Source organism: Prosthecobacter fusiformis (assembly GCF_004364345.1).
In the GTDB taxonomy this organism is placed as follows: Bacteria; Verrucomicrobiota; Verrucomicrobiia; order Verrucomicrobiales; family Verrucomicrobiaceae; genus Prosthecobacter; species Prosthecobacter fusiformis.
Window position 1 is genome coordinate 250,318 of record NZ_SOCA01000004.1, and the last position, 26,896, is coordinate 277,213.

The following is a 26,896-nucleotide window of genomic DNA, read 5'->3' on the forward strand; positions in this document are numbered from 1 at the left end:
TGGACGAGTCTTCCTTCACCCGATCATGCGGGCTTGGTAAAGAAAGGCTCAAACAAATCATGCTAAAAAAATGGTGGAAAATGAACGGCGTAGTGTCGCTCAGGATTCGCAAATGAATCCATGTCTGGTTCCCACAACGCTACAAATAATCAATTTCTTAGCACTGAGCAAGATGTTTTACGAGAAAGTCTGGTTGGAGCGATGGCAGACTATTGCTGAAAACGGGTTCAATAGGAATGCTTGATCCGCCCAATCACGTGACCTTGTCTTTCCTGCTCGCTTGCAGTATGTGGAGTGAGGGCGTAAAGTGATCTATGAGCGTGCTGACCCAGCGCCTGGTAAAGGAAATCGAATCGGCATCTGAGCCTGTACAGGCTGAGGTTCTGGACTTTGTTTTGTTTGTTAAAGGTCGGCATGATGCGAGCCTGGGCGAAAGAATCCAGCGAACGGCAGGCGTGTGTGGCGGGGAGGCTTGCCTCGGGAATACCCGAATCGCTATCTGGATGCTGGAAACCGCGCGGAGATCCGGCGTGAGCGAGGCTGAGCTGCTTCTCGATTATCCGGGCCTTAATCGGGCCGACTTGAGCGCTGCCTGGGATTACGTGATGAGCCATTCGACCGAGATCGAAAACCTCATCCGCCAAAACGAAGAAGCCTGATGGCCCGGCTCTACTCCAACGAGAATTTTCCATTGCGGGTGGTGGTCTGCCTTCGCAGTCACGGACACGATGTTTTGACATCCCTGGAATCTGGCCGCGCCAACCAAAAAGTCCCCGATGACGAAGTCCTGCGTTATGCCATCGAGCAGCAAAGGACGCTCCTCACCTTGAACCGGCTGGATTTCTTCCGCCTGCATCGTTCTTCGGAAGGGCTGCACTCCGGTATCATTGCCTGCACAAGTGACGGCGATCCTGTCCGGCTTGCACAGCGCATCCATGACGCCATTGACGGCTTGGATGATCTTTCGGGCCAGTTGATTCGCATCACAAGGCCTCAAGGTTAGCTTTCAACCACCGGCCCCAAACTCACCAGCCCGAGTCCTGGTTTTCCCTCGTCCCGTGCTTTGGCCAGGTCCACGGTGAAGACGGCCTGCCAGTCGTTCAGTCCTTCCAGGTCCACGAGCACTTGGGAGACTTTCCAGGCTTTCCCATCCTCACTGGGGTCCACAAAAGTATAGCGGCCATTGCGGGCTTCGTTGTCCAGCAGCAGGCGGTCGTGCTCATCGTAATAGGGCTCCATCGTGGTGGCCAGTACATCGGCCGTCCAGGGGGCCGCCAGGGGACCGAGGGCGGTGCTGGCCATCTTATAATCCTCGATCACGAGGCCGCGGAAGAAGCGGAAGATTTCGGTGCGGATGAGGGCGGTGAATTCGCGCCTGTTGCGGGTGATGTCCGGGGCTTCTTCCGGCTTCTCCTCCTCGGGTTTCCATTCCGGATTGCGCAGCTTTTCCCATTCATCCATCAGGCTGGAGTCCGTGCCGCGCAGCACCCCGGCCAGCCAGGCTTCCATCTCCTGCACGGGTTCAGTTTTAAACGTATCCGGCACTGTCTGGGCCAGCACTTTGTAAACGCTGGAAAGATGCCGCAGCAGCACGCCTTCGGTGCGGTGGAGGTCGTAATCCTGGATGTAATCGGTGAAGCTGCGGAAGTTTTCAAACATCTCCCGCACGATGCTTTTGGGGCGGATGTTTTCCTGGCCTACCCATGGATGCAACGCGGCGAATTCGTTGAAGGTGCTGTAAATAAAATCGCGGCAGGGTTTCGGATACTCCAGCTCTTCCAGCCGGGCGATGCGTTCCTCATACGGCACCCCTTCTTCCTTCATCGTCGCCATGGTCTCATCCTTCACCTTGCTGAGCTGGCGGCGTAAAATGAGGTCCGGATTTTCCAAGATGGATTCACACAGCGTCAGCACATCCGCCGCATAGTTTGGCGATGCCGGATCAATGACGGAAAGCGTATCCATCAAATACAAAGACAGCGTGTGATTGAGGGAAAAGTCATCCTGCAACTCCACATTCAACTGCAGTTTTTGCCCGCTGCCTTTTCGTTCCCGTGGCGGGATGATGGAGATGATTTTGCGCTCGACCAGGGCGCGGAAAAGCTGCCAGGCGCGTTCCTTGTGCTGCTTCTTGGCCGCCACCGTTTCATGGGAATCCGCGATCAAATGTTGCATCGCCATGCAGCCATCACCTTCACGGCTCAGCACCTGCAGCATCATGCCGTGGGAGACCTGGAAGCGCGATACCAGCGGCTCTGGCGCGGCGGTTTGCAGCTTCTTAAACGTGTCCTCATTCCAGCCGACGAAACCTTCCGGCGCTTTCTTCTTCACCATCTTGCGCATCTTCTTCACATCCCCCGCCGCCTTGGCTTCCATCTTGGCGTTTTCAATGATGTGCTCCGGGGCCTGGGCCACCACAAAGCCGATGTCATCATACCCCCGGCGGCCTGCCCGGCCGGTGATCTGGTGAAAGTCCCGCGCCGAAAGCGTGGCCACCTTTTGCCCGCCATACTTGCTCAGCCGCGTCAGCAGTACTGTGCGGATCGGCACATTAACACCCACGCCCAAAGTATCCGTCCCGCAGATCACCTTCAGCAGCCCGCGTTGGGCCAGCTTTTCCACCAGCATGCGATACTTCGGCAGCAGTCCGGCATGGTGGATGCCCACTCCATGATAAAGATACTTCTTCACCTCCTTGCCATATGGGCTGGTGAATTTGGCACCTTCCAGGCATTCCTTGATCGCCGTCTTTTCCGCTGCGGAGCAGAAGTTCAGGCTCATCAGATCCTGCGCTGCCTGCGCCGCGTCATTCTGCGTAAAATGCACCAGATAGACCGGCGTCTTTTTTGCCTCCACCAGCTCCTGCAAGGTGACATCCACGGAGGTCGTCGCATAGCTGAATTCCAGCGGGACCGGCCGGGTCTGAGAGGAGATGATCACACTCTCCGCCTGGGTCAGCTTCGTCAGCTCGCGCTGGAAAAAATCCGTCGCACCCATGGTGGCGGAAATGAGCAGGAAACGCGACTTCCGCATGGTGAGCAGCGGCACCTGCCAGGCCACCCCGCGCTCATGGTCCGAGTAATAGTGAAACTCATCCATGATCACCTCATGGAAGGGCGCTTTTTCGCCATCACGAAGCGCATAGTTGGCCAAAATTTCCGCCGTGCAGCACAGGATGGGCGCATCCCGGTTCACCGTCGCATCACCCGTCGCCATGCCGACATTCTCCGGCCCAAAATCCCGGCACAGCGCCAGGAACTTTTCATTCACTAGCGCCTTGATGGGGCAGGTGTAAACCGACCTTCTCTTCCGTGCCAGCGAGCGGAAATGCAGCGCCGTGGCCACCAGCGATTTGCCTGAACCGGTAGGCGTGTTGAGGATGACGTTTTTATCCTCAAACAGTTCCAGGACGGCCTCCTCCTGCGCCGGATACAGCTCCAGATTTTTCTCCGCTACATAATCCAAAAATCTCCCGAGCAGCTCATCATTCGAGCAGTCGGGAGATTCAGGCAAGCGGCGCAGCAGAGGATGGTCAGACATTCAGCCCCCAGTTTCCCGAGGCACCGTCGTCAGGCAATCGGAGAGTGCTGGTCAGGATCGTTTAAGCGACCACAACCTTGGTATCAGCAATGTCATCATGCAGCGTGTTACGTCCTGCGCGGAAGATGCATAGGGCATCTGCGATCAAAGCCAGATTCACCACGGGAATATTGGAAACCACCCAGACTGGCAAGAGACGGTGTGTAATGATGCGAGTGCGGTCAATCGGGCTGCCGTCTTTTCTGACGATACGAACCTTGAGCAGTTTCTTGCCAATCGTCTGACCTTGAAGAAGGAATGTCCAGTTGATGCCGATCATGATAGCGAGTTGGACTGGTGCCCAAAGAAGCGACTCCACAAACGATTGGCCTACCGATTCTGCAGCACGCGCCCAGTAGCCTGAAAAATACATCAGAGGCAGGAGCACTGCGGCTGAAATCAGGCCATCCACAAGCTGCGCAACCAATCTTATCCAGGGGGAGGCCAAAGGTTGGCCTAGAAGACTGGAAACTTCCGGGGTCAAGTCTGCTTGAGGCGGTGCGTAAGGATTGATTTCGCTCATGAAGATGTGGGTTTGAGGATGCAATGTCCGGGCGTCGAGGCAGATCCATAATCCGAGGGTGCGGATCGAAGCTGCCCTGATTATTATACTCGGTTTTCCACCTCAAGTTGCGTCTGGGCTGCACAAATAATCTGATAAAATCCTGTTATCTTCACTGCATCATATCACGGCTGACTTCCTTCGACTCTTTTTCCAACGTCTCTTCCAGTGCGCTGTAATGGTTGCGGAGCCGTTGGCGGGTCAGCTTGCCAAAGAAACGAACCTTGCGCACCAACTTGTCGATCTCTCCCGAATTGATTGCAGAATCGGTAATCTTCGTTTCAGCATAGGCCAGGGTCGTGGACCATACGAAAAGCTCAGCGCCGATGTCCACCAGACTGCCTAACAAAATTTGACGCCTTTCTAATGCAGGTCCGTTACGGACCATGGCGTGAAATAGAGTCCGGGCCAGTTTGCGGCTCTGTCCGGCGATGAACCTCAGATCCTTCTGGAGGTCAGGGTGTAGAGTGTCATTGGCATGACCCGTTCCCGCTGGCATCCACATGCGCGGATACCAGGTGGCATAGGCTCGTCCTGCGCGCATCGCAGCTTTTGCACGCACCTTCATTGGCAGCGTGGAGTTCACCACATCCGCCGCGATTTTTAAATGAGGATCCAGAATCTCCCGGGCGATGAACAATCGCATAATTTCACTGCTGCCCTCAAAGATGGTATTGATTCGGCAATCACGGAACAGACGTTCCACCGGGTCCGCAGATTCACCACGTGCCCGCAGGGAATCCGCCGTTTCATACCCGCGTCCACCCCGGATCTGCATCGTGTCATCCACGATCTCCCAGGAACGCTCACTGCCCCAAAGTTTGGCGATGGCAGCCTCCAGGCGCACATCTGCATTCTTGTCGCGGTCCACCAAGGCGGAAACGTATCTCACCATCGCTTCCATGGCAAAGCTGTCTGCACCCATCCGCGCCAGCTTGTCTGCCACGGCAGCATGCTTGCCCACAGGCTGTCCCCATTGCACACGCTCAGCCGCCCAACGGCTGGAGATTTCTACGCAGCGCTTGGACAAGCCCGAGCAGGCAGCTGGCAGGGTGATCCGGCCCGTGTTTAATGTGGTCAGGGCCACCTTGAGTCCACGGCCTTCACCGCCCAAAATGTTCTCACGCGGAACCCGCACATTTTCAAAACGGACGACGCCGTTATAAAGAGCCTTCAGACCCATGAAACGGCAGCGATGGATGATCTCTACCCCCGGCCAGGAAGTCTCCACAATGAAGGCCGAAGTCGCGTGCGGTTTTTCCCGTGTCGGAGTACGCGCCATGACCACGATCAGCCCCGCCTTCAGACTGTTGGTACACCACAGCTTTTCCCCATTGATGATGAAATGGTCCTCGCCATCCGGCACGGCCATGGTGGTCATTCGGGCGGGATCGCTGCCCACATCGTTTTCAGTCAGCGCAAAGGCGCTGATTTCTCCTCGGGCACAGCGTGGCAAATACTTGGCTTTCTGCTCGTCTGTACCAAAAAGGATCAACGGCTGAGGTGCCCCGATGGACTGGTGAGCGGAAAGCAGTGCGGCCAAGTTTCCGCATTCACCACCCAGCAGCATGGCTGCACGTGAATAGTTGGTTTGCGAAAGCCCCAGGCCTCCATATTTAGTTGGAATTTTGATCCCGAAGGCCCCCAGCTCAGCCAGCTCTTCCAGCAGACTGTCAGGGATTTCTCCCGTGCGGTCGATCTCATCTGGATCAGCATGATTCAGCACTCCGCGCAGCCGGGCTATAAAAGCATCCCCCTGATCGCTATCCTCGATGGATTGTTTGGGGAAGGGGATAAGCTTGTCAAAATCCGGTGTGCCGAAAAACAGTCCTGCTGCCAGTCCAGTATTGTTCCTTTCATCCCGCGCAGCCTCAGCCATCTCCAACGCCGCCTTTTGGCCGGCGGACATTTTGGACATGTCAATCATGGCTGCGGGTGGTGGGGCGAGGTTGGTTTTCATAAAGGTTGGGGAGTAAAGAGTTATTGTCCTATCATTTGTTAGACGTGGTGCAGACGTGCGGGTTCAAAAGAATGCGGGGAAGGTGTGGAGGCAGCCAGCAGGCGCAGTTCCACACTGGCATTGTCAGTGCCGTATTCATGCAACCAGCTCAGCGGTCCACCGCGTGAAGGCGGGTAGCCGGTGCCAAGGATCATCGCCAGATCAATGTCTGCGGGGGTTCGGGTCAGGCCTTCGTCCGCGCAGCGTGCAGCTTCATTGCTGAGCAGCAGCGCAAGCCTGTGCTGCACATGCTCCACTTGAGCATGGTCCTGTATGACTGGCTTTCTCACAGCGGCTCCTGAGTTGTGCTTATAAAATCCTTCGCCAGATTTTTTGCCCAATTTACCTTCTGAAACGAGTAGGTTCAGCAGGTCCGATGGAGCCATGCGGTCCGGGTAGGCAGCGCAGAGCGTGGTGGCCACGTGCGCGGCTACATCCAGGCCGATTTCATCCAGCAGGCGCAATGGCCCCATGGGCATGCCAAATTCCAACATCGCCTCGTCAATGACTTCGGCAGAAATACCGCTTTCATGCAATCTCACGGCCTCCATCAAATAAGGCATCAGGATGCGGTTCACCACAAACCCAGGGCTGTCTTTGACCACGATGGGCGTTTTACCCAGCTTCTGCACAAAGGTGACTGCCGTGGCAATGACGTCATCCGTCGTATCCTGCGTGACAATGATTTCCGCCAATGGCATGCGGTGCACCGGATTGAAAAAATGCAGACCGATCACACGCTCAGGATGTGGCAGTGTCTGCGCCAGCTCAGTCACCGACAGGGCCGAGGTATTGGTGGCCAGGATCGCATCCGGTCCGGCGCGTTTGGCCAGATCAGCAAAGATCTTTTTCTTCAGAGCCATGTCCTCCGTGGCCGCTTCGATGATGATGGGAAATCGTGTCAAGGGAACGGCTGTATGCTCAGGCGTTAGCCGGTCCATGCTGTCCCGCATTTCCAGCTTGGTCATGGCGTGGCGTTTCACGCCTTCATTCAGCAGGCCATGGATGCGTTTCAAGCCACTTGCCAGAGAGTCTGTGCTCACATCTTGCATGAGCACATGGTGCCCTTTGCTGGCTGCCCAATGGGCGATGCCAGATCCCATGACACCGGCACCGATGACGGCTACGTCATGCACCTGAAGGGCGACCCCGCGCGAATGCGGCTTCTTCGAGGCCTCTTCTTTCCTGAAGAAAAGATCGATCAGATGCTCTGTTTGCGGGGTCAGTGCCAGATCCATAATCGCATGTCGCTCCAGTTCCAGGGCTTTCCCCAGTGGCAATACAGAGGCTTGCGTCGCCACTTCAATGGCCCGCAGAGGAGCTTGATAAATGCCTCGCGTCTTGGCCATCACTTGGCCACGCACATGGTAGGCCAGCCCCTGGCGTATGCCGGGCATCTTCCAAAAAGCGTGGTTCAGCGGGGATACGCGATCAGGCAGACCGTGGGCCAGCATCTTGCGTGCTGCGGCTTCCAGATGCTCTTTGGGCACCACTTCATCCACCAGCCCCAGGCGTCTGGCGGCTCGGGGTTTGAGCTGCTTTCCCGTGACGATGAGATCCAGCGCTGTCGGCAGCCCTAGCAGCCTTGGCAGGCGAGTAGAGCCACCCCAAGCTGGGATGAGGCCGATCTGTGTTTCAGGCAGGCCAAGGCGGGTGATGTTGCTATCACTGGCGATGCGGGCATTGCAGGCCAACGTTACTTCCAGCCCGCCACCCAGGCAGGCTCCATGAATGAGTGCGATCTTTGGAAAAGGCAACGCTGCCAGGCGGTTAAAAACGGACTGGCCACGTTCGATCATGGTTTCCACTTTGCGCACCGGCGCATTGCGTACGGCCTTGAGATCCGCCCCGGCGATAAAGATCTTCTCCTTAGCACTCATCAGGACCAGCCCTTTGATCGTGGTGTCACGGCTGAGCGCTTCCAGACATAGGTCAAATTCACGCAGCGTGTGTTCATTCCAGATGTTGGCCGTGCTGCCAGCCATGTCAAAAGTGATCCAGGCTATGTCCCGCTCATCCGTGGTCAGACGGAAATTTTTGAGGGACTGGACCCGCAGGGCGGGTGTGGGGGGGCGGGGAACGAAAAAATCCTTCTCCGCCACGACATTATCGAGCAGATGTGAGTTCATGAGAGGGTTTGGGTAGGTGGTTGAATAAAAAAGGTTAGACTCTTTCGAGCAGCGCCGCGCCGCCCTGGCCTCCGCCAATGCAGAGGCTGACAAGAGCCCGGCGGCCCTGGGTTTCACGAAGCTGGTCGAGTGCGGTAAGAACAAGCCGGGCACCCGTTGCCCCCACTGGATGGCCCAGCGCGATGGCCCCGCCCCGCGGATTCAGGCGCTCTTCGTCGATTTCGCCCAACGCCGTTTCCAGTCCGGCACGGCGTGCGCAGGCGGTATCTTTGAGGCATTCCAAAACAGTCAGCACCTGGGAGGCAAACGCTTCATTGATCTCGATGGTGTCCATATCACCAATCTTGTGGTTAGACCGGTGCATCAGGGCATCCATGGCGCGCACAGGCCCCAGGCCCATCCGGCGTGGATCACAGCCGGTGTAGGCATAGTCCACCAGTTTCCCCAGCGGCTGCCATCCATGCCGGGCCACAGCCTCTTCACTGGCCACGAGCAATGCCACGGCTCCATCGGTGAGCTGGCTGGAGTTGCCTGCAGTCACGGAGCCATGATGACGCTCAAACATTGGCTTGAGGCGGCTTAATTTTTCCAGCGTGGTATCCACACGCACACCATTATCCGCCAATACCGGTTCGACCGATTTGCCCATGACATACAAGGGGGCCGTCTCACCTTGCAGACGCGCCGCAGCCACGGCTGCACGCTGGTGGCTGCGCAGGGCAAAGGCATCCTGCCTTTCACGTGAAATTTTGAATTCACGCGCAAGAAGTTCTGCCGTTTCGCCCATGTTCATATCCACCACCGGATCGGTTAGGCCGAGCTTCAGTCCGATGACCGGGGCGAAGTCCATGGGCCGAAAGGCGCTCATGGCACCCATCTTTTGGCCAAAGCTGCGCGCCTTCATCACGCTGCCAAATTTGCTCATCGCGCTTCGTGAGAAATACAGCGGCATGTTCGACATGCTCTCAGTGCCTCCGACGATGAACACTTCACCCTGGCCCGCGCACATCTTGGCATGCGCCGTGGTCAGAGATTCCAGGCCGGAGGCGCAATTACGATGTACCGTCATCGCGGGTTTTCCTTCTGGCAAACCGGCCCGCAAGGCGATTACACGAGCGATGTTCTGTGCATCAGCGGGCTGGCCCACACATCCAAAAATGGTTTCATCCACTGCATGCGGATCGAGGCCTGTGCGTGCTAGCAATGCGGAGACCGCAGCTTTTCCGAGGTCTGTCGCATCCATGCCCGCTAGGCTGGTGCCTGCACGGGTAAAAGGCGTGCGGATGGCGGAGACGATATAAAGAGGTTTCATGGCTTTTAAGTTGGTTGAAGCCCGTGAATTATCCTGGGTAGAACCTGTCACGCCCCTCAGCTTTGAAAGCTTGTGGGGCAGAGCCTGGTTCAATCAGGGTTCATCATGGATTCGGTTTTCGAGGGTTGGTTGCGCCTGTCTAAGAGCTTGACCTCCTTCAGCAGCTTACCCACACCCAGGCGCTCGCGGAGGTCTGGCAGGTCGTGGAAGTGGATCGCGTTAGGGTGAATTTCAGTCACCTCGGCAAAGCGGCGCTCAATGCGGTGCTCCAGGTCTGTTGAGTCCATGCCCGGCTCAGGAGCCACATGCAGGATCAGTTGATCCACTTCATGCGGATCATCATCACGCTTGCACAGCTCGATCTGCCAGGCGGCGACTCCTTTTTGGTCATCCAGCAAATGTTCCAGGATGTTAAAATTAACCAGGGTGCCTTTGATTTTGTCCAGGTGAAGTTCGCGGACCTCGCTCACCCGGCTGATGGGGCCCAGCAGGCGTGGGCAGGTGCGTCCACAGTGAGGGCAGCGCTTCCAGGTTATTCCTCCTTCGGCGATGTCTCCGGTGCGGTAGCGCAGCACCACCGTGCCTCGCGCATCCAGCGGAGTGAAGACAATTTCACCCGGGTGGCTTGGCTCCACGGGCTTGCCCGTTCGCGGATCCACCAGTTCGATGTAACCCAGATCTGGACTGATGTGAAAGCCGCTGGCCCCAGCTTCAGCCGGACATTCTGGAAAGGCCATCTTGGCTTCCGTGAAGCCGTATGTGCTGATCACATGCACTTCATCCCCGCCCATTTCATGGATCAGATTCACCAGTCGTGCCCTCAGACCTTCAGCCACTTTTTCACCACCCAAGACCACACGTTTGATGTTAGGCCAGCGTTTGCCATTTTCCAGCGCCTGACGCAGCAGATGATAGATAAAGGTGGGCATGCCAATGAGCACATCCGGCTGGATGCGGTCGATCAGGTTCATGTTGCCTTCCGTTCCCAAGCTTTTCCCACCGCCCGTGCTGACCATGAACGTGCCAAAACTCTGGCCTGCGTGATGGGTCTGCCAGAACGCAAGGTGTGGCGCGAAAGGGAAAGCATTCACATGCCGGAAATCCCTCTGGGAACGCCCGCATTCCATCAGCCGACGGCCTGCGGTGTCTAAATTCGCCAGATCATGCTTGGTGAAAAGAAACGGTACCGGGTCAGATGAGCGCCCCGTTGTGCTCGTCATCATGACGGGGCGGAATTCATCCTCCAATGCGTTCTTGGCAGCGGCCCGGCCATGCAGGACAGCATTCAGCATCACCGCCCACTCACGGCGCAGCACGGACTCCTCCGGCATCAATATAAACTCCCTTTGTTGTTCACGGGGAACAGTAAGGTCTGCTTTGGTTGTAAAAGGCGCGTTTGACCAGTCATCGAATGACTTGATGTCATTGACCTCCAGTCCGTGTTCTTTAAAGAGCCGGTTGTAATGGGCGCTGAAGGGCAGCACACGCTGGCTTAGGTAGTTCCGCAGTTGGCGGAGCTGCCAGTCGTGCCAGACTTCAGGCGGCGCAGAGTCCCACGCAGGGTTGGCGGACATTATTTTCATGGTTGTGTTCCTGGTTAGGGGTTGTCTGGCACAGCAACGCATAAATGCGGGGAAGGGCCTCTTCAGCAGCGCGTCGACCCGCGCGGATATAGCGGTCGAAGTTTTCGAAATCGAACCACGTGCTTTCACAAAAGAAGGGGTGGATGACCAGATCTGCGCTTCGGCATTCTTTCTCAGCCAGACCGAGCTGGGCACACATCAAAGCTCGTCGAAAAGTGTCCAGCACATTCCCGTGAGCCAGCAGGTTCACGGGACGCAGCAGGTAATTAATAACCCGGACGAGGACATTCTTCGGCACTTTGGGCGGCACAAAAGCCGTGTCTTTGCAGTGCAGTACATCCTGGGTGGTTGGCAGTACGTTGACAGCGATGACTGCATCCAGCTTAAACCGTTCGCGCAGCAGCCCCACTGGCAATGGTTCCGCAGCGCCACCATCGGTGAAGCGGCGTCCATTGAGATGCACGGGCGCACAGACGCCAGGGATAGCCGCACTTGCATGTACGGCTGCACCCAGCGGCCCACTGTCAAAAACATGCGGTGCCATCGTATCTAGATCGGTCGCCACCACTAGGAGTGGAATGTCCAGTTCTTCAAAGGTCCTCGCGCCCAAAGAGCGTTCAAGATGCCGACGGATTTTCATCCCACGAATGAGGCCCGATGTAGGAGGAAAAATGGGATCCATCAGCCGCAGTAAAGTCCGGCGATCCTTGATTTCACGGGCCAGGGACTCCAAATCTTGAGTGTTGAATCCGGCTGCATGCAGGGCACCCACATAGGCACCCATGCTTGTGCCAGCGACCGCAGCAATGGGGATATGATGTTCCTCCAAAACTTGCAATACGCCCACATGGGCCAGACCGCGTGCCCCGCCACCTGAGAGCGCCAGACCGATGCGTGGCTGCCCTGGTGCAGGCGTAGCTGCGCCGCCGTTATTCATCCCCGGATCTTCCGCGTTCCGCATCCACCCGGGGGAGGATGGATTCAAAGTGGGGTTCATGGTTGTTTACCTCCGTTCTTGCTATATCTGACCGGTTTATTGCCCGATTTGTTCAACTTTTGTGATCTAATCGGGCGCTTTTTGGGCGTTTTTTAAAAGTCATTCCATGCAGGTTGCGCTACACTTCATGTCTTCCTTTGCACAGCGCGTTCCAAGTCTGTCTTACTTGATAAAAACAGGGGGCTACCCTGTTTTTATTTCCTCTACAGGCAGCCTTTGCCAAACGTTCCCCCCTGCGCAAATTCAACCCATGCTGCAATTGCGTTCCATCCAAGATCTCGCCCAGGTGCCCGGCCCCGTTTCATTGGCCATTGGTGTCTTTGATGGGGTGCATCTCGGGCATCAAGAGGTCATTCGCGCCGCGCAGGAGCATGCCGTCCAGCACCATGGTCAGGCTGTGGTCATGAGCTTTGATCCTCATCCTCTCAGTGTCCTGCGCCCGGAATTGAAGCCCAAACGCCTGTGTGGAGAGCGCCAGCGTTCCCGACTGCTCGCTTCCATGGGCGTTGCGGGCACCCTGTTGTGTCCGTTTACCCGTGAAGTGGCGGATACATCAGCCGAAGAGTTTGTCGGTTCGCTCGTCGCAGCCTGCCACCCTCTCGGCTGCATCTCCGTGGGATATACCTGGAGCTTTGGGAAAAACCGCAGTGGAAACATCCATTCGCTCATGGACCTCGGCCAGCGTCATGATTTCGCTGTTTACGGTGTTCCGCCCATCCGGCTGGAGGGGGAAGTTGTCAGCAGCACGCTAATCCGGGATGCCGTGACCTCCGGGAATCTCACCCGTGCGGCGTCGCTGCTCGGCCGACCTTACTCTTTGTTAGGAACGGTGGTTTCCGGGCGGCAGCTCGCCCGGCAGCTCGGATTTCCTACCGCCAATGTCCAGCCGGAGGCGGAGGTGCTGCCCCCCTATGGAGTTTATGCCGTGCAGGCAAACCTAGGCGGTGAATGGTTTCCGGGAATTGCCAACCTGGGCCTCCGCCCCACAGTGGACGAAGGTGCCGCTGCGCCTTCTCTGGAGGTGCATCTTTTCGATTGGTCGGGGGACTTATATGGTCAGGAGCTTGAAGTGCGTCTCGGCACCTTTTTACGTCCTGAAAAGAAATTCACCGGCGTGGATGCCCTCCTGTCACAGATTCAGGTGGACGTTCAGCAGGCTCGCTCACTTCTTCCGGGCTGATATCTTGCGTTGTGGCAGCAGAGTCATCACGATGGGGCGGTGATCGCTCGCTTTATCAAAGTCGGCTGCGGTATAAATAAAGGACCCCTTCATATCCACCAGGGGCCGCAGACTGCGACTGACAAAGATGTAGTCCAGCCTTCCATACACATCCGCATCATCCCAGAAATGCGTCCACACCAAGCCATGGGCATCCCGCAGGTGTAGATCAAACATCAGTCCCGGGCCAGCCCGTGAGCCAATGATCTCACTGATGGCCGGTTCATTCCGGTGTTCATTGAAGTCTCCATAGCAGACGACCTTGGCGTCGGGTTCCTGCGCATAGATTTGGTCCATGTGCAGCCTCAGCAGATGCGCTTCGTTGCGGCGCATTAGGGTTTCATCCGCTTCGGGAATGGCGCGCTTCGACTTCAAATGCACCCCCAGAAATCGCACTTGCAGCTCTGGGGTAATGCTCACCGTGGCATCCAGGATACCTCTTTGCATCGGTAAAGATATCGCCCCCATCTGGTAATAAAGTCGGGTTTGCGAATAGACTGCCATGATCGGATACCGCGACAGCAGGCCAAGACTCCGCGTCGGGTCCCCTCCGGTGCATCGCGTTAGATGCGGCAGGTCCACCCCCGAACTGCGCAGACGCGTCTGGACCTCTTTAATATCCTCCAGGCTGCCAATTTCACAGAGGCCCAGGATGTCTGGCCGGATTTCGGTGAGAAATTCCACCACCTTCGCCTTTTCCTTCTCCGGCTTGGAGACTAGCGGCTCATCCGGGTCCCCAAAAGACCGCTGCATCAGCAGCCAGTTCTTCACATTGTAGGAGCAAAAGACGACCTCTCTGGCAGGTTCCTCCGCTGATAAATCCTGACAGAACCACAACAAACAAAAGAAAACGGCGGGGACGAATCCCCGCCGTTGAATGAAAAACTTTCTGGCGTGCATGGGCAGCCAGAAAACAATTAGATGTCCTTGGCCGATGTCACAGGCTGGCGCTTTTCAGCGGTAGCCGGGATCACGGGGGCCGGGGTCGGGCGCTCTGCCTCTTCCTGGGAACGGGTAAGCTCATGCTCAAATTCTTCACGTGCTTTTTTGAATTCACCCATGCTTTTGCCCAGGCTGCGAGCAAAGGTTGGAAGTTTTTTGGCTCCGAAAAGGACAAGTACGAGAATGGCAATGATGATCAACTCGGGCGTGCCCAGAGGACCAAAGGCGGCGAAAAGGTGTGCGGTGTTCATGGCTGGGGGATATTACGGTCAAAAGTACAACGGCGCAAGCCGACCTTTAGTTGGGTCAACCTACATTTGAACAGACGATTTGGTTGAAAGTCTGTTCAGGGTTGTCATCGGCTCTTCCGTGGTCTTTATTTCAAATCCACCGAAAAAACATTTCTTTCGCCCCCACTTTTATCGCTAATGATCTCAGTTCAAGACCTCACCAAGCATTATGCAGGACGCATAGCGGTGGATCACATCTCTTTTGATGTCGAGCCTGGTGAGATAGTTGGTTTCCTGGGACCTAACGGTGCAGGCAAGTCCACCACCATGCGGGTGCTCACCGGATTTTTGCCCCCGTCCTCAGGCAATGTGCGGGTGAATGGCTTCGATGTTTTCCGTGAATCTCTCGATGTAAAACGCTCCGTCGGCTACATGCCGGAAATGGCACCTCTTTATACGGAAATGAAGGTCAAAGAATACCTTCGCTTCCGGGGAGAGCTTAAAGGCTTGCGCGGTCGCAACATGCGCACTCGGGTTGGAGAAGTGATGGATCTCTGCTCCATCACCGATGTGCGCCGCCGCCTCATCGGCAACCTTTCCAAGGGCTATCGTCAGCGCGTCGCCCTAGCAGATGCCCTTTTACACGAGCCGCCCCTTCTCATTTTGGATGAGCCAACCAGCGGCCTGGATCCCGTGCAGATCCGCCAGGTGCGCGAGCTTCTTAGCAGCCTCCGGCCCAAGCATACCATCCTCCTTTCCACCCACATCTTGCAGGAAGTGGAGCAAATTTGCGACCGCGTCCTCATGATCCATCATGGCCGCCTCTTGGCCTATGATACCCCCGCCAACCTCACCAAAAAGCTCCGCGCATTGACCCAGGTCTTTGTCGAAGTGGACGGGAAGGGGGATATAGCCGCTGCCCTCGAATCCCTGCCCGCTGTCCGCAAAGTGATCGAGGAATCCAAAGACGGCGTCTGGACCCGCTATGTCCTGCGCGTCGAACCGGGAGTGGATGTCCGTGAAACCGTCATGAAAATGGCTGCGGACAAAAGCTGGAAACTGCGGGAGCTCCACCGCCAGCTGCCCAGCCTTGAAGATGTATTTGTGGAACTGGCTGCCTCTGAGCCTGTAAAATCCTGACACTGACTGACACGCGATGAGAATTTTCTGGGTGCTGCTAAAAAAAGAACTGCGCGCGTTTTTCGTGTCGCCGATGGCTTATATCGTCCTTGCCCTGATCATGGTGCTGAATGGTTTTTGTCTGCGTGCTGCCCTCTCTCTCCTGGAAAGCGCTCCTAGTGAAGGCTCCATCGTCACCTGGACCTTTGATGCCATCTGGTTCTGGCTCTCTTATTTCTTTGTCTTCCCCCTCCTCACGATGCGCCTCTTTTCGGAGGAGAAAAAAATGGGAACGTTTGAAACCCTCTTCACCGCTCCGGTCCGGGCCTGGCAGGTCGTCTGGGCCAAATACATCGCCTCCGTCATCATTTACTGCGTTCTCTGGGTGCCCAGTTATCTCAACTTTGAGCTTCTGGATTGGATTACCCTGGGACAGATCGAGATGCCCACCGGTGCCCTCAAAGGCAGCTACCTCATCCTTTTTGCCATGGGGTTATTCAACCTTGCCATGGGTTGCCTCGCCTCCGCGCTGACTTCCAATCAGATCATCGCCGCCATCATGTCCTTCACCGCCAGCTTGTTGCATTTCCTGGTTGGGCTTTTCATTAGCGTCATTGGTCGTCAAGTGAACGAAACCTTCGTGGACATCACCAACTACTTCGCCAGTCGCGAGCATATCCGCACCTTCACCAACGGTCTAATCGATACCCGCCCACTGGTTTATTATACCAGCCTCGCTCTCCTCTTCCTCGCCCTGACTCATCAGGTGGTGGAATACCGCCGCTGGAGGTCCTGACCCCCGGCCATCCTTTTCTTTGCCATACGCCGCAATGCCAGATTCTAAGACAGAACCCACTCCGCCTACCCAAGGTTCCATCCCGAAAAGATGGGGCATCGGCCTGAATGTGGCCTTCCAGGTCCTCCTGGTCTTGGCTCTGTTTTTCGGTGTTAACCGCATCAGCTACCGCTACCACACCCGTTGGGACCTCAGTCCCCAGCAAAGCTATACACTCAGTTCGTCCACGCTGAATTATGTCAGCAAGCTCCCCAAGGACGTTTTTATTGCTAACGTCTTTGCCCGTGATGCCAAAATTTTTACCGATGTCCAGGCTCTCCTGGAGGAATACCGCATCAATGGGCGCGGACGTATAAAACTCCGCTCCATTGACCCACTCCGCGACATCGAACGTGCCGAGGAACTCAAGGCTGAAACCGGCCTGCCACTGGACCAAAACGGCATCGTTATCAAAGTGGGCAATCTCACCCGCTTTATTCGTGAGGAGGAAATGGTCATCCGTGACACGGGAACCGAAACCACCCGCGCCATCAAGGCCTTCCGTGGAGAGGACGCCGTCACCTCTGCGCTCATCAATCTCGTCGAAGGTGGCGAACGGAAATTTTATCTCGTCGTCGGCAAAGGCTCCCGCACAGAGACCGCGCTTACCGATGCCATGACCGCCCTCGGCGAACTCGGCCGCCAGCAAAATTTCCAGCTCCTGCCTGTCAATCTCGCTGAAATCAGCCGCATCCCTGAAGACGCAGATGGCTTGCTTCTCGTCGGCATCCGCTACGATTTGTCTGAGCGTGAAATTGCCATGATCAAAACCTTTTGGGAAGGCAAGCGCGCCGGTCTTCTCGTCATGATGGACCCCGCCGGTGAAACCCCGCGCCTCCATGCCTTCCTCGGTTTAAATGGTGTCATTCCTCGTGAAGACCGTGTCCTGTATGCCGAAAGTACCGGCTCAGGCACCCGCAAAGAATTCTCTGTCCAGGGCCTCTTCGATAACGAATCCCCCATCACCCAGCCCTTGGCTGCCTCCACAGTCACTCTTCCTGGCCAGTCCCAGTCTCTCGATGTCCGCTTTGATGACGAATACCTGCAAAACCAGAGCATCACCGTCAATCCTCTCATCGGTGCCTCAGACCGCTATTGGGGGGAGAAAAATTACCTCGAAGACCTCCCGGTTGTGGATGAGGAAGACACCCGCCAGCCCATCTACCTCGCCGCATCTGTAGAGCGCGGCAGCGTGGCGGATCCCCGTTTGCGGGTGGACAGTTGCCGCATGGTCGTGGTTGGAAATGCCTCCATGCTGGATAAAAAATCGGCCTTGGCTGTGAATCGTGATTTCGTCGCCAGCAGTTTGAACTGGATCATCAACCGTGACCGCCTCAGCGGCACCCCGCCCAAGCTCAAGCACAGCTACCGTATCCAGCTCAATCCCCGGCAGAACGAACTCATTTTCTGGATCACCACCATTGCCATGCCTGGCCTCGTTCTCGGGCTAGGCATGCTCGTTTGGGCATCCCGGCGGGCCGCCTGATTTTCACCACCATGCATCTGCGCACCACGGTTCTTTTGCTGCTCCTCGCCCTCGGGCTGGGTGCCATCATTCTCGGCATTGAGCGCTACCTGCCCTCCACCCGCGAGCTTCGTGAAATGAAGCGCGGGCCAGTAAAGTTCAACCGCTCTGAAGTCACTCACTTTGAGGTGGATTCCAGCGGCGGTGACGGCGTCACCCTGGCTCGTGAAGAGGGCACCTGGTGGGTGCGCCGTCCCTTCAATGACCACGCGGATCCAGATAAAGTCACCAAGCTGTTTGATGAACTCCTCGCCATCGGCTGGATCGAGCGCGTCCACCGCGAGGAATTCGATGCTGCCGGCTGGGCCAAAACAGGTCTGGATCAACCTCGCCAAAAACTCCGTCTCAAGGCAGGTAAACAAACCGTTCTAGATCTCTGGTTAGGTGCCCCCTCCGCCCTGCAAGGTGGCCATTACCTCGGCATTCAGAAGATCCGCGAGAAAGACGAAACCGTCTATTACGTCGCCAAAACCACCCTGCCGGATCTCCTCAAGCCCGCTCCCAAAGAATGGCGCGACAGCAAGCTCGTCCGCCTTTCCGCCGAAAATGTCACCAGCCTCAAGCTCGTCCAAGAGGGCGGCCAGATTGAAATGAAACGCGTTGCCGGGACTGAGTCCTGGGTGCTTGTGAAGCCTCTCAATACCCGCGGCAGCAAAGAAAAAATTGGAGAGCTTCTTTCCACCCTACTCAATCTCGAAATCAAGGACGCTGTCGAGACCTCCGCTGGCTCCGCCACTGCCATTGAGTCGGGCACCGGCAGCACAGGAATCATTGCCCAGTCTCTCAAGGTCACCCTCACCAGTACTGCCGAGGACAAAACCTCAAAATCCGTCGAGATCACCCTCACCAAACCTGCTGCAGACGCCGTCGAAACCAAGGCCACCGCCAGCCATCGCCGTCCCGTCTTCACCGTTGTCTCCAAATCTCTCGGCGATCTCTGGTCACAGCCCAATGACCTCCGCGACCGCATGCTCGCTCGCATCGATGAAGACGCTGTCGCCGCCGTCCGCATTGATTCACTCGTCTTCGCCCCCGTTTTGCTGGTCAAAGAATCCGAATCCTGGTTCTTGAAACGCCACAATAAATTGGAACCTGCCAATGGCGATCGCGTTGCTCGTCTCTTTGAATCTCTCAATACCCATCCCATCCGCAGTTATGCCTCAGATTCAGCCGCCAATCTGAGCAGCTACGGTTTGGACAAACCTTTCCTGACTGTTGCCATGGTGACTTCAGAGTCCAAGCAGGCCAAAATCCTCTTTGGAGCCAATGCTGAGCGCACCGAATTTTTCGCCAAGTACGAAAGCGAGCCGAGCGTGTACCAAATTGATGCCACCCTGCTTCCCAGCATTCCGCAGGACGGCATTAAATGGAAGGGCCTCGGTGCACTCCGTTTCACCCAGTTCGCTCTCCGCCAGATCAGCCTTTCCCTCGGCACAAATCCACCCCTCATCCTCAAATACGATCCCACCACGGCCCAGTGGACCGGTGAGCGTGCGGGGCGGGACATCACCCCGATGATAGACCGGGTTAAAGCGGACCGCCTCGCCGGCTTGCTCGCCAAGCTCAATGTTCAGGACTGGTCGGCCGATGCCACCAATGCCATTACTGCCCTTCAAAAGCCCGCCCTGCGCATCGTCGTTACTTTGGGTGAGCCCGGCATTAATACCGGTCCTACCCGCGACATCACACTGAATTTTGCACCCACGCAGGAGGGGATGGAATCCACCGCCCTATACTTCGGCCAAGTGGATTCCGGACCGGATGTCTTCTATATCAGCCGCACGGCCTTGATGGAAATGCTCGAGTCAGTCTTCAAAGAATAGTCGCAAGCTTGGTTCAAATTAGTCCTCCACCGGGTCCGCAGTTCCGCTCACCGTCAGTCGTACAAACCGCCGTGTCATGCTGCCTGCGGGCATCACCGCTTTCACCGTTTCCAGGATGCCGTCATCCGTCAGCAGCGTTTCTGTCACACCGGTTCGGTTCCAGCTCACCTCCCGCAGACCGTCGTTCCATTCCACGTTGAAGCTGCACTCCTCCTTCGCCGCTTTCAGGCGTGTGTAAGTGTACTCAAGCTGGCTTCCATTCCGCACCAGTCTCCCCGGCATAGGTTGCCCGTTCCCAGTCGCACTCCGCATCCCCGTCGCGAATTCCAGCAGATTGGATAGCCCGTTAAAGTCCGGGTCAGCCGCATCCGCTGCATCCCCTTCATTCATCCAGTTTCCATAGTGGGTCATCCGCCAGTTGGACCGCACCAGGTAGCTATACGTCATCGGCACATCGAATGAACCCTGCACAGGATCGTTGCTCGTGATGTGCAAAGTCGCCGTTTGATACCCCACCGGCTGCTGGACCACACTCGGGGCACTGATGGTAAAACTTGTGCTGCCTCCCGGTTGGAGCGTGGTCATTCCCAGCGCCCCTGGCGTAAAGGATCCCGCATTGGGTCCCGTCACACTCAGGGCCAGATTCTTCAACGCTGCCGTGCCCGCATTGCGAATCACAAAAGTCTGGCTCGTATTTGACACCGCCGCCAGGGCCACCGTTCCGCTGCCGTGGACCAAGGCCCTTCCTGTCGGTTGCTCCACCACGATCACTGGCACCGGTGTTGTCAGACCGCTAAAGGCGATCACCGTTTCCACCATCCCTCCACTGCTGCTGTAAAACCCCCCATACGTCTTGCCTCGGGCACGTAGATGCCCGTTCGCGGGTAAAGTCAGATCGTCCAGTTGCCAGTTCGTGCTGCCCATTCTCACCGGCATTCCAGGTATATCTGAAAAGGTCGTTCCACCGTCCGTGCTGACTGCGAACTTCACCTGCGAGACCTCCGGTGCCGCTCCGCTGCGCACCCAGTTCACCACCGATGTGTTCGGCGCGGATAGAGTCGCCACTGCCGCCTCATTAGCCAGCCTAACTAGCAAATTGCGTCCCGTGCTGACGCCTGCCCCGTTAGCCTGGAGAGTCGTGAAATTTCCCCCTGCGACTATTTTTCCATCCGCCAGCAAGGTCACCGCATGCACCGTCCCATTGGCGCGAGGGTTAAATCCAAGGTCCAGCGTTCCGTCCCCATTCACCCTTGCCACATGGCTCCGCGCCGTTCCTACGGCAGCACCGTTAGCACGCAGCGTGGTGAAGTTTCCTCCGATCAAGATTTTGCCATTCGTTTGTCGCACCACACTGAAGACCGCCTGATCAGGCCCCGGATCAAAGTCGCCATCCACCGTCCCGTCGTCATTTAGCCTGGCCAGGTAGGTTCGTGGCGTCATGGCTCCCACACCACCCGGATGCAGGGTGGTAAAGGCTCCTGCCATTAAAATTCGACCATCCCCCTGCATGGCCATGGCATACACGACCGCATTCGCCTGCGGATCGAAAGCCGTATCCAGCGTCCCATCCGCATTCACTCTCGCCATATACATCCGCGCCGTGCTCCCTTCCGCACCATTAGGTTGTAAAGAGGTGAATGCTCCCCCCAGCAGTATTTTCCCGTCTGTCTGCTCCACCACGCTAAACACAGTGCCGTTAGTCCGTGGATCAAAGTCCATGTCCACCTCCCCCTGGGCATTCACCCGCGCGATCTTGCTGCGCGGTGTGCTGGTTACGCCGCCGTTCGGTTGCAGAGTGGTAAAGTCACCTCCTAGCAAGATCATTCCATCCGCCTGCACCGCCACACTTCGCACCACATTGTTAGGCTTCGGGTCAAAGGTGGCGTCCAGCGTCCCATCCGTATTCAGTCGTGCGATATAGTGTCTGGGAGTACTCTCCGCTGCTCCGTTCGGCTGCATGCTGGTGAAACTTCCACCCACCAGGATTTTTCCATCCTCCTGCACCGTCAGGCAGGAAATGATTCCCCCGCCAGCCTTGGGGTCAAAAGTAGCATCCAATGTCCCGTCATTATTCAGCCGTGCGATGTGGTTGCGTGGCACCCCCAGGACCGATGAGAAATTTCCCCCGATGAGCACCTTGCCATCCGCCTGCACTGCCACGGCATACACATCCGTACCCTCCAGTTCCACATCCATTTCATCCACATCTCCGGCAACTGCCGCCCCGCGTGTCACCGTTAGGGTATAAGTCTTCTGCGTCGTTTCATTCTCCGCTGTCACCATGACCGTGATCGTATTCATCCCCACGGTCAGCGGAATGTTGCTGCTCACCGCTCCAGATAGTACAGGCGCCCCGTTCACCGTTATGGTCGCATTCGGTTGCTTCAGCATTGGTGTCACGGTCAGGCTTGTATCCCCATACGGTACACTCGCCACATACGTCATCGTTCCCGCCGCAAAGGCCGGACTCAGTGTCCCGGCGCTCAGCGTCAGCCCGCTCAGGTTTGCATTTCCAGAGATCAGGCCCGTGCCCGTCACCTGGATCTCATAGGGGTTCTCATCCGCATCATTGCTAGCCAGCAGCAGCCGCGCCGTATTCGGCCCGGAGATTTCGGGGGAAAAGCGTACCGTAAAAGTGGTCTCGCCATTGGGCAATACCGGGGCCTGTGCCGGAGCACTCACCGTGAATGCCCCCGCATCCTCCCCGCTGAAAGTAATCCCCAATCCTGCCAGCGGATCCGTTCCGCTGTTCTTCACTTTGAATGTCCTCACAGTGCTTCCCGTGCCATCGCCACTGCTGGCTGCGCTGCCGAAGTCCACACTCCCCACCCCCGTCTCAATTTCCGTTCCAAAGGGATATTCCACCGCTATTTCAGCTTTGCTTTCGGTGGTGTTAAAATTCGCCACTAATTCTACCATCCCACCAGATCCGTTTTGGTAACCACCCACCGTTTTTGCCCGGGCCCTCAGTTGGCCGCTGTTAGGTAGAGAGACCCCTTGAAGCTGCCAGTTACTTCCCGTATTTCCCTCCCGTGTGGCCACCCCGCTTAACGGGGTATAGGTCGTGCCGCTATCCTGACTCACTTCAAAAGTCACCTGGGAGACCTCCGGAGCTGCTCCGTCCCGCTCCCACCTCACCTGGGTAATATCTGGCGCGCTCAGTTCCTGCGTCACTCCATCATTCATCAGCCGGGCGAAGCGGTTGCGTGTGGTATTCACCGAGGCCCCGTTAGGCTGAAGCGTCCCGAAAGTCCCGCCGATCAAGATCTTGCCATCCGCCTGCAAGCCGACCGAATACACATCGTTGTTCGGTTTGGGATCAAACTCGGTATCCAGCGTCCCATCCCCATTCACCCTCGCGATGCGGTTGCGCAGAGTGGACACTGCGGCCCCGTTAGGCTGGAGAGAAGAGAATAAACCACCCAGCAGGATTTGCCCGTTGGTTTGCACAGCGATGCTAAAGACACTGTTATTCGCCCGTGGATCAAAGCCCATGTCCAGTGTCCCATCCGCATTCACGCGGGCGATCCGGCTGCGCGCCGTACTCGCCAGCGCACCATTCGGTTGCAGGGACGCGAATAAACCCCCCAGCAGGATCTTTCCATCCGCTTGCACCGCCACCGTATAGACGATGCCGTCCGTTTTGGGGTCAAAGTCCGCATCCAGCGTCCCGTTCGCATACACTCGGGCGATTCGGCTTCGCAGCGTTGCCTCAGCCGCCCCATTCGGTTGCAGAGATCCGAAGGCTCCTCCTAGCAGGATTTTCCCATCCTCCTGCACCACCACACTCCGCACCAGATTATTCGGTTTGGGGTCAAAGCTCGCATCCACAGTCCCGTCCGTATTCACCCTCGCCAGATAATTTCTCGGCGTACTTTCTGCTGCACCATTGGGCTGCAGAGTCGTGAAAAATCCGCCCAATAAAACCTTACCGTCCGTCTGCAACGCCAAGCTGAAAACCGTTAAATTGGCCTTGGGATCAAAGCTCGCATCCACAGTCCCGTCCACATTCAGCCGCGCCACCCGGTTGCGTTCGATTGCCCCGCCCACTCCGTTCGGTTGAAAGCTCGTAAAATCTCCCCCCGCCAGGATTTTCCCATCCGCCTGCACCGTCACTGCATACACCCTTCCGTTTGCCTGAGGATTGAACCCCACATCCAGCGAACCGTTCGCGTTGAGTCTAGCGATGTGGCCGCGTCCCACGCCCAAGACCGAGGTAAAATCCCCCGCCACAATCATCTTTCCATCGGCCTGCATCACCGTCGCATGCACCGTGTTTCCCACCACGCTCAAATCAAGCGTATCCAGATCTCCTGGTGCCGCCTGTACCGGGCCTGATGCCCACAGTAATCCAGCCACCACCGCAGCCTGGAAAAGGTAAAAACAGCGCAATTTCATAAAACACCACATTGATTCCTAAAAATAATATTATTCGTAAAAATAATAAAGCTAAATTTAGACATTGTTCATGCTAATTTGGGCATGGCGTCTCCCTCCACCCCACGCCCGCCAAGATCTTCGATTTCATGATCCAGCCCTGACCGCCAGGCCCAAGGAGTCGGGGCGTCTCGCCCCGATATCGTCCGCTCTAATACGCCCGCAGCTCCCTAATCCCTCGTTCCTCCCGCCAATCATTTCCCCCAATCACCTCCTCATTCGCCCAAACTTGCTCGCAGGACGTTGATACACCTTCTCCCCCAGCTCCAGAGCTTGGGGGCGCACCTTGTCTCGGTTGGCTTTGATCACCCTCTTCCACGCCCGGTCCGGGCTGGGCGTCTGAGTTGCTTCTTCCAAAAGCGCCAGATCCTGCTCCCGGCCCAGCAGTCTTCCCAGGTCGCGGCTGCGCTCCAGTCTCTTCTGGACGTGAGGCAGATATTCCTCCAGGGCTCCGGTCTGATGATGCAGCACCTTCACTCGCTTGCGCCACTGGTGAAACGCCTCCGGGTCCTGGGTTTCTTCCGCCTCTCTCATCAGTCGCCGTCCTGTCCGATAGCTGGCCTCAAAGTTCTCCTGGATATCCTCCCAGCTGAGCTTTTCAAATGACTGTGCGGACAGATCTTTTTGCAACCGGGTCATCAAGGTCTTGATCTGTCGCATCCGTGGTTTCTCCAGGGGCAGGGGAGTCTCGGGCAAGCGCAGACCTTGTTTCCGCCCCAGTTCCCCCGCCAGCTTTTGCAGCACCATGGCATCCCGCTGATCACCCCCGGCATTCTTGACCGCCTTGATCTCAGCCCTCAGTTTTTCCCGCCGTTTCTTGCCCATCGCTCCACGGCTCAGTCTCAGCAGGGCCTCCATTTTTTTCATCCGCACTCGCAGTTGGTGCAGTGCCTCTTCCGGGTGGTCTTGCAGATCATTCACGGACATCTCTGCCTGCTCAGCTAAAAGCAATAACCGTCCTCTCAGCCACTCTCCGGCTGATGGTGGCTCGCTGGCGACCTTTCCCATACTCAAAATCAAGAGAATCTCACGGTGATGGCAAGTGACAAATGTCCTTCGGTCTCCGCTAACGACTGAACTTTTTTCGCCACTTGGCGCAAGTCCGGTCGGTACTTCCTTGTATCGCTGGCCCCGCCTCCGAACTTGTTCCCCTTTATATCATGTCTCGATTTCCTATAAACTTCTGGCCTGTTCATCCCCATCGGCAAGGGAGGGAAATTCCCCAAACTTTCCCCAAATCCCCAGATGGGGAAACAAATCCCCATGGAATCCCCATCGCAACACATTGGTTTTGAACGATTTGTTGCCCAAAATCCCCACATGGGGAAAAATTGAAATTCATCCCCATCCCCACGCTTTTCCTCGGTTTTGGGAATCTCTGCTGACTCCTTTGTATCCGCAGTTGCACGCGGGCGCGTTGCTTCTACGTTCGCAGCCCATTTTCATTGGCCTGCCGCAGGCCTAACCCAACCCCATGAGCACCCACGTCAAACTCTACATCCCTGGTCCTGTCGAAGTTAGCCCCGCCACCTTTGCGGCCATGTCCCAGCCGATGATGGGTCATCGTGGCAAGGGATTCCAGGATCTGTATGCCGAGATCCAGCCCATGCTGCAGACTCTCTTTGGTACCAAGCAGCAGGTGTTCTTGAGCACCTCTTCTGCCTGGGGCGTCATGGAAGGATCCATTCGTAACTTGGTCAAAAAGAAAGTCCTGAACTGCTGCAATGGTGCCTTTTCGGACAAATGGCTGGATGTCTCCAAGCGCTGCGGCAAACAGGCTGAAGCTTATCAGGTCGAGTGGGGCCAGCCCATCCTGCCAGAGGAAATTGACAAGCGTCTTGCCACCGGTGAATTCGACGCCGTCACCTTCATCCACAATGAAACGTCCACGGGCGTCCTCAGCCCCCTGACGGAAATCGCCGCGCTGAAGAAAAAGTATCCAGACGTGATGTTCATCACGGATTCCGTTTCAGGCTTCACCACTTTGCCGGTGAATTTCGACGAACTCGGCATTGATGTCCTCCTCACCGGCAGCCAGAAAGCTTTTGCCCTGCCTCCTGGTCTGGCGCTCTTCACTGCTTCCGAAGCCGCCATGGCCCGTGCAGCCACCATTGAAGATCGCGGTTACTATTTTGACTTCATCGAGTTCAAAGCCAATGGCGAAAAGAGCATGACGCCGAGCACCCCGTGCATCAGCCTCATCTACGGTCTGCGCCACCAGCTCAAGGCCATGTTTGCTGAAGGTCTGGAAAACCGTTATGCCCGCCATGCCCGCCTCAACGGCATGGTCCATGAATGGGTGCGCAAAAACGGCTTCGAATTTTTTGCTCCTGAAGGCTACCGTTCCAAGTCACTGACCTGCGTCGCCAACAATCGCGAGATTGATGTCGCTGCATTCATCGGCCTCCTCAAAAAGAATCACAGCCTCATCATTGATGGCGGTTACGGAAAGCTGAAGGGCAAGACCTTCCGCATCTCCAACATGGGTGACGAAACCGATGAAACCATCGGTGCCGTCATCGCCGCACTCGACGACAGCTTGGCCAAACTTTAACAGACAATTTGCCTGAGCTGGCGGTGGACCAAGTCCTGGACACCCCGCCGC

General features: G+C 56.6%; 19 protein-coding genes. 8 read left to right on the forward strand and 11 right to left on the reverse strand.

The features are described 5' to 3' along the window. The first annotated feature begins 314 nt into the window (after positions 1-314). Positions 315-659: a DUF433 domain-containing protein gene (locus EI77_RS13705; RefSeq protein ID WP_133795849.1), complete on the forward strand. Its 345-nt coding sequence runs from the start codon at positions 315-317 to the stop codon at positions 657-659. Beyond that, complete coding sequence (locus EI77_RS13710; RefSeq protein ID WP_133795850.1) at positions 659-1,003, forward strand: DUF5615 family PIN-like protein; 345 nt, start codon at positions 659-661, stop codon at positions 1,001-1,003. Before EI77_RS13705 ends, EI77_RS13710 begins: the two co-directional genes overlap by 1 nt. On the opposite strand, the gene EI77_RS13715 is transcribed toward EI77_RS13710, so the two are convergent. The 7 genes from EI77_RS13715 to EI77_RS13745 form a co-directional block, all read right to left on the reverse strand. Then, complete coding sequence (locus EI77_RS13715) at positions 1,000-3,540, reverse strand: DEAD/DEAH box helicase (RefSeq protein ID WP_133795851.1); 2,541 nt, start codon at positions 3,538-3,540, stop codon at positions 1,000-1,002. The genes EI77_RS13710 and EI77_RS13715 overlap by 4 nt on opposite strands. A gap of 61 nt (positions 3,541-3,601) precedes the next feature. Continuing rightward, the gene (locus EI77_RS13720) at positions 3,602-4,102 is read right to left on the reverse strand and encodes an RDD family protein (RefSeq protein ID WP_133795852.1); all 501 of its coding nucleotides are present in this window, start codon (positions 4,100-4,102) and stop codon (positions 3,602-3,604) included. A gap of 151 nt (positions 4,103-4,253) precedes the next feature. Then, positions 4,254-6,101, reverse strand: a complete 1,848-nt coding sequence (locus EI77_RS13725; protein ID WP_133795853.1) for an acyl-CoA dehydrogenase family protein — start codon at positions 6,099-6,101, stop codon at positions 4,254-4,256. Positions 6,102-6,139: 38 nt separating this feature from the next. After that, a complete protein-coding gene (locus EI77_RS13730; RefSeq protein WP_133795854.1) occupies positions 6,140-8,269 on the reverse strand; it encodes a 3-hydroxyacyl-CoA dehydrogenase NAD-binding domain-containing protein in 2,130 nt (709 codons plus the stop codon). Positions 8,270-8,303: 34 nt separating this feature from the next. Continuing rightward, the gene (locus EI77_RS13735; protein ID WP_133795855.1) at positions 8,304-9,581 is read right to left on the reverse strand and encodes a thiolase family protein; all 1,278 of its coding nucleotides are present in this window, start codon (positions 9,579-9,581) and stop codon (positions 8,304-8,306) included. Between the two features lie 89 nt (positions 9,582-9,670). Beyond that, a complete protein-coding gene (locus EI77_RS13740; RefSeq protein ID WP_243838858.1) occupies positions 9,671-11,155 on the reverse strand; it encodes a phenylacetate--CoA ligase family protein in 1,485 nt (494 codons plus the stop codon). Beyond that, positions 11,118-12,161, reverse strand: coding sequence for a patatin-like phospholipase family protein (locus tag EI77_RS13745; RefSeq protein ID WP_133795857.1), 1,044 nt, complete (start codon positions 12,159-12,161; stop codon positions 11,118-11,120). The genes EI77_RS13740 and EI77_RS13745 overlap by 38 nt, the downstream gene beginning before the upstream one ends. A 250-nt stretch (positions 12,162-12,411) precedes the next feature. Between EI77_RS13745 and EI77_RS13750 the strand changes: the two genes are divergently transcribed. Then, positions 12,412-13,341, forward strand: coding sequence for a bifunctional riboflavin kinase/FAD synthetase (locus EI77_RS13750; RefSeq protein WP_166647250.1), 930 nt, complete (start codon positions 12,412-12,414; stop codon positions 13,339-13,341). On the opposite strand, the gene EI77_RS13755 is transcribed toward EI77_RS13750, so the two are convergent. Both EI77_RS13755 and EI77_RS13760 read right to left on the reverse strand, forming a co-directional pair. Next, positions 13,324-14,280, reverse strand: a complete 957-nt coding sequence (locus EI77_RS13755; protein ID WP_133795859.1) for an endonuclease/exonuclease/phosphatase family protein — start codon at positions 14,278-14,280, stop codon at positions 13,324-13,326. The genes EI77_RS13750 and EI77_RS13755 overlap by 18 nt on opposite strands. A gap of 17 nt (positions 14,281-14,297) precedes the next feature. Continuing rightward, on the reverse strand, positions 14,298-14,573 hold the full coding sequence (locus EI77_RS13760; protein ID WP_133795860.1) for a Sec-independent protein translocase subunit TatA/TatB: 276 nt from the start codon (positions 14,571-14,573) through the stop codon (positions 14,298-14,300). A 177-nt stretch (positions 14,574-14,750) separates the two neighbouring features. On the opposite strand from EI77_RS13760, the gene EI77_RS13765 reads away from it, so the two are divergent. From EI77_RS13765 to EI77_RS13780, 4 genes are all read left to right on the forward strand, one after another. Continuing rightward, the gene (locus EI77_RS13765) at positions 14,751-15,692 is read left to right on the forward strand and encodes an ABC transporter ATP-binding protein (RefSeq protein WP_133795861.1); all 942 of its coding nucleotides are present in this window, start codon (positions 14,751-14,753) and stop codon (positions 15,690-15,692) included. Between the two features lie 73 nt (positions 15,693-15,765). After that, complete coding sequence (locus EI77_RS13770; protein WP_208300354.1) at positions 15,766-16,467, forward strand: ABC-2 transporter permease; 702 nt, start codon at positions 15,766-15,768, stop codon at positions 16,465-16,467. Positions 16,468-16,501: 34 nt separating this feature from the next. Beyond that, entirely contained in the window at positions 16,502-17,992 is a 1,491-nt protein-coding gene (locus tag EI77_RS13775; RefSeq protein ID WP_133795863.1) for a GldG family protein, read from the forward strand. Positions 17,993-18,003: 11 nt separating this feature from the next. Beyond that, positions 18,004-19,854, forward strand: a complete 1,851-nt coding sequence (locus EI77_RS13780) for a DUF4340 domain-containing protein (protein WP_133795864.1) — start codon at positions 18,004-18,006, stop codon at positions 19,852-19,854. Positions 19,855-19,872: 18 nt separating this feature from the next. On the opposite strand, the gene EI77_RS13785 is transcribed toward EI77_RS13780, so the two are convergent. Beyond that, positions 19,873-24,252 carry a cadherin-like beta sandwich domain-containing protein gene (locus tag EI77_RS13785; protein WP_166647251.1) on the reverse strand — a complete coding sequence of 1,460 codons (4,380 nt, stop codon included), beginning with the start codon at positions 24,250-24,252 and terminating at the stop codon, positions 19,873-19,875. A gap of 246 nt (positions 24,253-24,498) precedes the next feature. Then, positions 24,499-25,212 carry a CHAD domain-containing protein gene (locus tag EI77_RS13790; protein WP_166647252.1) on the reverse strand — a complete coding sequence of 238 codons (714 nt, stop codon included), beginning with the start codon at positions 25,210-25,212 and terminating at the stop codon, positions 24,499-24,501. Positions 25,213-25,765: 553 nt separating this feature from the next. On the opposite strand from EI77_RS13790, the gene EI77_RS13795 reads away from it, so the two are divergent. Continuing rightward, positions 25,766-26,845 (forward strand): pyridoxal-phosphate-dependent aminotransferase family protein, encoded by a 1,080-nt coding sequence (locus tag EI77_RS13795; RefSeq protein WP_133795867.1) that lies wholly within the window; start codon positions 25,766-25,768, stop codon positions 26,843-26,845. Positions 26,846-26,896 lie beyond the last annotated feature (51 nt).

Bases quoted from the DNA above. Each gene is read 5' to 3' on its own strand.
- EI77_RS13705 (WP_133795849.1), top strand. From the start codon at position 315: ATGAGCGTGCTGACCCAGCGCCTGGTAAAGGAAATCGAATCGGCATCT.
- EI77_RS13710 (WP_133795850.1), top strand. From the start codon at position 659: ATGGCCCGGCTCTACTCCAACGAGAATTTTCCATTGCGGGTGGTGGTC.
- EI77_RS13715 (WP_133795851.1), bottom strand. From the start codon at position 3,540: ATGTCTGACCATCCTCTGCTGCGCCGCTTGCCTGAATCTCCCGACTGC.
- EI77_RS13720 (WP_133795852.1), bottom strand. From the start codon at position 4,102: ATGAGCGAAATCAATCCTTACGCACCGCCTCAAGCAGACTTGACCCCG.
- EI77_RS13725 (WP_133795853.1), bottom strand. From the start codon at position 6,101: ATGAAAACCAACCTCGCCCCACCACCCGCAGCCATGATTGACATGTCC.
- EI77_RS13730 (WP_133795854.1), bottom strand. From the start codon at position 8,269: ATGAACTCACATCTGCTCGATAATGTCGTGGCGGAGAAGGATTTTTTC.
- EI77_RS13735 (WP_133795855.1), bottom strand. From the start codon at position 9,581: ATGAAACCTCTTTATATCGTCTCCGCCATCCGCACGCCTTTTACCCGT.
- EI77_RS13740 (WP_243838858.1), bottom strand. From the start codon at position 11,155: ATGTCCGCCAACCCTGCGTGGGACTCTGCGCCGCCTGAAGTCTGGCAC.
- EI77_RS13745 (WP_133795857.1), bottom strand. From the start codon at position 12,161: ATGAACCCCACTTTGAATCCATCCTCCCCCGGGTGGATGCGGAACGCG.
- EI77_RS13750 (WP_166647250.1), top strand. From the start codon at position 12,412: ATGCTGCAATTGCGTTCCATCCAAGATCTCGCCCAGGTGCCCGGCCCC.
- EI77_RS13755 (WP_133795859.1), bottom strand. From the start codon at position 14,280: ATGCACGCCAGAAAGTTTTTCATTCAACGGCGGGGATTCGTCCCCGCC.
- EI77_RS13760 (WP_133795860.1), bottom strand. From the start codon at position 14,573: ATGAACACCGCACACCTTTTCGCCGCCTTTGGTCCTCTGGGCACGCCC.
- EI77_RS13765 (WP_133795861.1), top strand. From the start codon at position 14,751: ATGATCTCAGTTCAAGACCTCACCAAGCATTATGCAGGACGCATAGCG.
- EI77_RS13770 (WP_208300354.1), top strand. From the start codon at position 15,766: ATGGCTTATATCGTCCTTGCCCTGATCATGGTGCTGAATGGTTTTTGT.
- EI77_RS13775 (WP_133795863.1), top strand. From the start codon at position 16,502: ATGCCAGATTCTAAGACAGAACCCACTCCGCCTACCCAAGGTTCCATC.
- EI77_RS13780 (WP_133795864.1), top strand. From the start codon at position 18,004: ATGCATCTGCGCACCACGGTTCTTTTGCTGCTCCTCGCCCTCGGGCTG.
- EI77_RS13785 (WP_166647251.1), bottom strand. From the start codon at position 24,252: ATGAAATTGCGCTGTTTTTACCTTTTCCAGGCTGCGGTGGTGGCTGGA.
- EI77_RS13795 (WP_133795867.1), top strand. From the start codon at position 25,766: ATGAGCACCCACGTCAAACTCTACATCCCTGGTCCTGTCGAAGTTAGC.